At 28.2% G+C, this 4,249-nt stretch carries 3 protein-coding genes; 2 read left to right on the forward strand and 1 reads right to left on the reverse strand.

Features of this window, described 5'->3' with window-relative positions:
* Nucleotides 1-497 precede the first annotated feature (497 nt).
* On the forward strand, nucleotides 498-1,091 hold the full coding sequence (locus ACN4EE_RS22125) for a hypothetical protein (protein ID WP_431708682.1): 594 nt from the start codon (nucleotides 498-500) through the stop codon (nucleotides 1,089-1,091).
* 255 nt (nucleotides 1,092-1,346) lie between these two features.
* The gene (locus tag ACN4EE_RS22130; protein ID WP_431708683.1) at nucleotides 1,347-1,670 is read left to right on the forward strand and encodes a type II toxin-antitoxin system CcdA family antitoxin; all 324 of its coding nucleotides are present in this window, start codon (nucleotides 1,347-1,349) and stop codon (nucleotides 1,668-1,670) included.
* Nucleotides 1,671-2,433: 763 nt separating this feature from the next.
* Here ACN4EE_RS22130 and ACN4EE_RS22135 read toward each other — a convergent pair.
* Nucleotides 2,434-3,978, reverse strand: coding sequence for a hypothetical protein (locus tag ACN4EE_RS22135; protein ID WP_431708684.1), 1,545 nt, complete (start codon nucleotides 3,976-3,978; stop codon nucleotides 2,434-2,436).
* Between the last annotated feature and the right edge of the window lie 271 nt (nucleotides 3,979-4,249).

Below are 4,249 nucleotides of genomic sequence, written 5' to 3' on the forward strand. Positions count from 1 at the left end.
TTTAGCATTATAAATGAGTAATTTTAAAAAGAATTAAGTAAATTTTTGTTAACTGTTGTTAGCCCTTCATTGCAAGGGCTTTTTTAATGCCCAATTTTAGATTCATCATAGGAGTAAGAGAAAAAACAATGAAAGTATACAACCTATTATATCAGCAGAAAATAAAAATGTATTAGCTACATAAATGGTGAAATTTGTCTAGTAATAATAAATGGTTAAATTTGACCATTTGACTTAGCAAGTTGTAAAGCTATCCTCTGCTCAGGGTATAGCGTTACAGTCATCTATTTACTCAAATTAAAGTATCTTTTCACCTAGTATTTATAAGGTTTTTAGTGAAACGCTATAGCATTTTGCAATCCTATTTTAGGATATAAACTTTATAACAACTTGTTAACCAATTTACTGGTAAATTTTACTGGTTATTCAAAATGAATAATCAAAAATGAGCGATTAATTTATGATTTATTGTCACGGTAAAATAAGAAATGAGAACTATGGTACACATTTCTAAAAATATTGTGACAATGGTTAAAGTCAACTTAGATAAAAAAGTATTTGAAGAACTTAGTTTTTGTAATAATAAATTTGTCTATCAAGGTTATGAATTACCGACAGGATACCATGAGGGAACTGATAGCTATTATTTTTTAATAGAGTTTATTTGGAGTAACTATAATGAGTCAAGTAGAAAATTGTTAAATGAATTAAGAAAGAAAATAATAGGTTTTGTCAGAGATAAATTTGTAGAAGAAAATCCACCTTATGTTTATAAAGATAGAGTCTTTACCCCTAGTATTTATAGTGGTAGAGGTCATACTAGCGAGTATTTAAAAATTTGTCATTGTGGCAAATTTTATTATTGTCAAAGTAAGAGAGCTAAAAGTTGTAATGATTGCACTATCAAACCAAAAATAAGTTCTTATACTAAGAAAATTTACAATCAAACTTATTATCAAAAAAACAAAAATACACAACAAGAAAAACAGTGCTTAGTATGTGGACAATTATTTATTCCAAAAAAAGTAACAAAAAAAACTTGCTCAGATAAATGCAGAAAAACTTTACAGCGTACAAAAGATAAAACTTAAAAGTTATCTAATTTGCCCTTATTTTGCTCATTTACCCATTATACAGACTAACTGATTAATCATAAGCATAGCAATAATTACATTAAAATAAGACGTATATATCTTAAACGTCTTATTTATCAGCTATCAGAGAATCAAAACTTACAAAGTAAACATAATACTATTTTTACTCTGATTACAAATACAGATTAACTGATTAGATGTTATTATTTATATATGCACATTATCTGATTGCATATATTCAATAAAAGGCTTATGGGATATTTAAAGAAAAATGTAAATGAGAACTCTATTAAGGCATTAAAACCTAATAATAGATTACAAGGTGATGTACCCAAGAAAAGATTAAACGTCACTATTGACCATGATGTTTATGAGCAATTAAAAACAACGGGAAATGTATCAGGATTGCTTGAAAATTTAGCTAAGGATTACTTCATGGGTAAATCTGATAATTCACCCTTACAAGTGAAATTAAGAGATATTTTAGACAAGATTGAGAGTAAAGAAAAAGGCTATAGAAGTAACGGTAGCGGTCAATTAATTTCAGATATTAAAAAGTTAGTTGAGAAATTATAAGCTAATTTATCATTAGAATCATATCTCTTATGAAATATTGAAAAGGAAAAGACTTGTTAACAAAATATAGCAAGTCTAATGAAGTAATGGGAAAAGAAAAAAAGACTTAAGAACATTTTGCCGATCGTAGCTATTTGAGAGAAAAGTTAGGAAATTTTTGGAAGGGGTATTTAACCATAGGGATTAATGGGAAAAGTAAACAGGATTTTGCTAATGGTAGTTAACCGCAGGAAAAGTTAAGAATAAGTTGCTAACCGTTGCTAACCGTTGCCGACCGTAGCAAAAGTTAAGAATAAGTCACTGTAGTGTCCTAACTGTTGCCGACCGTAGCCGACCGCAGGAAAAGGTTAGGAAATTTTACAAATAATTGCCAAAAAGTACGAAGGTAAAATAACTAATTTATAAGGGTTTTAACTTCCTGTACATTTTCCGTCCTTTAAAGGGTCGTAATTGAGTGATTTTTTATTTTTCTAAACTATCAGTGCTTATACAAACACCTATGGTCAAAATATGCACAGAAGATTTTATGAACAAAATTAATGACTCTATAAGACGTTATAGAGCTTATGTTATCTGTGTAAAAAGTTATTGAGACTTTACCCAAATTACCCCGATATGGTGGAGTAGAATCTCCTGCTAAAGCTATAGCAATAGACGTAAATAAACTTTTGAACAAGGGAACGAGTCTTAATTGACTTCCGAACCTTAAAGGGTTGGAAATAGTTAAAAACAGTTAAAACAGTAACTTGAGATAAAGATATGGTTAGAATAATTTAGTGATATTGGTATTGCCTTTTAACCTTTCAAGTTCTATTTTTAACTCTGTTATTTCTTTAATGAGAAACATATTTTCTTCTTTAAGGTGCTTATTCTCAATTTCTAATTCATTGATTTTTGATTGAGGTGATATTTTAGCAGTAAGCAAATTAATCTCATCATCAATGTTTAAATGTTGATTGTAAACATTCTCATTCATTGTAACTGAATGACCTAAAGATTTAGCCCGTTGCTCACTGGTTAATCCTAAAAGTTTACCGTGATAATTAGCTAAGTGTCTTAGAGCATGAGTTTGAGTAAATTTATGAGGTAATTTTTTACTATAACTGGTTAATCTTGAAACCAATACTTTCATACAACATTCAGCTATACTGCTAGGTTTACTATTAGCACTTGGTACTGGTAAATGTTTTTTAATTTCTTTACCCTTTAAATCTAACAATTCCCATAAATTAGGATAATCAGGGTGAATCATAGGCACTGCTATACGATCGCCAGTTTTTACAGTAATTTTATGTTGATTACCTTGATCATCAGTAATAGTAAAATAATCAGATAAAACTGCAATATTATGGTTATTGGTAGGATCGTTTAATGCTTTAAAGGTTTTACCACTATACTGGTATGATTCATTTAAGTTTTGAATTGCCCAAAATTCACTACCACGAAAGCCGTAAATTAAGTTAATAGAAATAACATTAAAAGTTTTGATTCGTGACTCAATTTCAATATTATTTTTAGCATCATCTAAAATTAATTGTCTTAATTCCAAATAATCTTTTAATGATAATTCTTGCTGTATTTGTGTTTTAACTACTTTAAGGTTTTTAAATTCATCTTGAAAGATGGTTAACTCATCAGTTAATTTACAATCAATGAATAATTTTTGACAGTTATTTTTATGTGTTAAAAATCCTTTACTACATTCATTTTTAGAAAATTTTAGATTGCTGTAATTATTGTTTAAAAAATCTATCAAAACTTTAGCAGATAAACGTTGCTCACCTAATCTATTTAATTGTTTATAAGTTCTATCATAAGTTTTATCATAGTTACTTTCAAAGTTAGTTTTAAAATTTGGATCACTTCTTTTAATACCATTATGAGTACCATTAAAATAATTTTCTCTGACCAAATTTATAGCATCTTTGATTAAAAGAATGTCATTTTTAGTTTCTTTTTGTTCTTTAATTTCTAAGTTATACCATTGCCAAAAATCAGTTATTTTATCAAAACTTTTGAGATGATCAACAACGGCGTAACTCTTAGCTAAAGCATTAATACAACCATCTTTACTGATTAATTCATTACAGGGAAATTTACCACGTTTTTCAGTTGGCGGTTTAAATTGCAAATAGATTTTATTATTTTGCTTAACCATACCACAACCCGTGATAGTCAACTTTTTAGTTATATTAAAATATTCTAATGATATTTCATAGCCTATCTTGTTTTTGAGAGTATCATGCTTAGTTATCTCATCATTAATCGCTGTAATAGCCTTAATAATGTATTTTTGGTTTATAGTCATTTTATGCTCACTTTATTCTCATTCTATTCTCAAATATAAGATTAAGTGAGATAAATTGAGGTTATAAAGCTAAGATTTAGGTAAAAAACTTAAATAGTTAGAGTTCAAATCCCTCTCTCTCCGTGTTTTATAAGTCTATTTTTCAATAGTTCTACTTTTTACAACAACTTCGCAAAGAGCATCGATTGCTTTAGCTGTGGGATGTATTGCGACACAATATGCGGGTGTCGAGAATATTTTTTCTAAAATTAGTTGTCATTTTTTATTTTAC

This window comes from Geminocystis sp. CENA526 (genome assembly GCF_050753365.1).
Lineage (GTDB): Bacteria > Cyanobacteriota > Cyanobacteriia > Cyanobacteriales > Cyanobacteriaceae > Geminocystis.

Bases quoted from the DNA above. Each gene is read 5' to 3' on its own strand.
- ACN4EE_RS22130 (WP_431708683.1), top strand. From the start codon at position 1,347: ATGGGATATTTAAAGAAAAATGTAAATGAGAACTCTATTAAGGCATTA.
- ACN4EE_RS22135 (WP_431708684.1), bottom strand. From the start codon at position 3,978: ATGACTATAAACCAAAAATACATTATTAAGGCTATTACAGCGATTAAT.
- ACN4EE_RS22125 (WP_431708682.1), top strand. From the start codon at position 498: ATGGTACACATTTCTAAAAATATTGTGACAATGGTTAAAGTCAACTTA.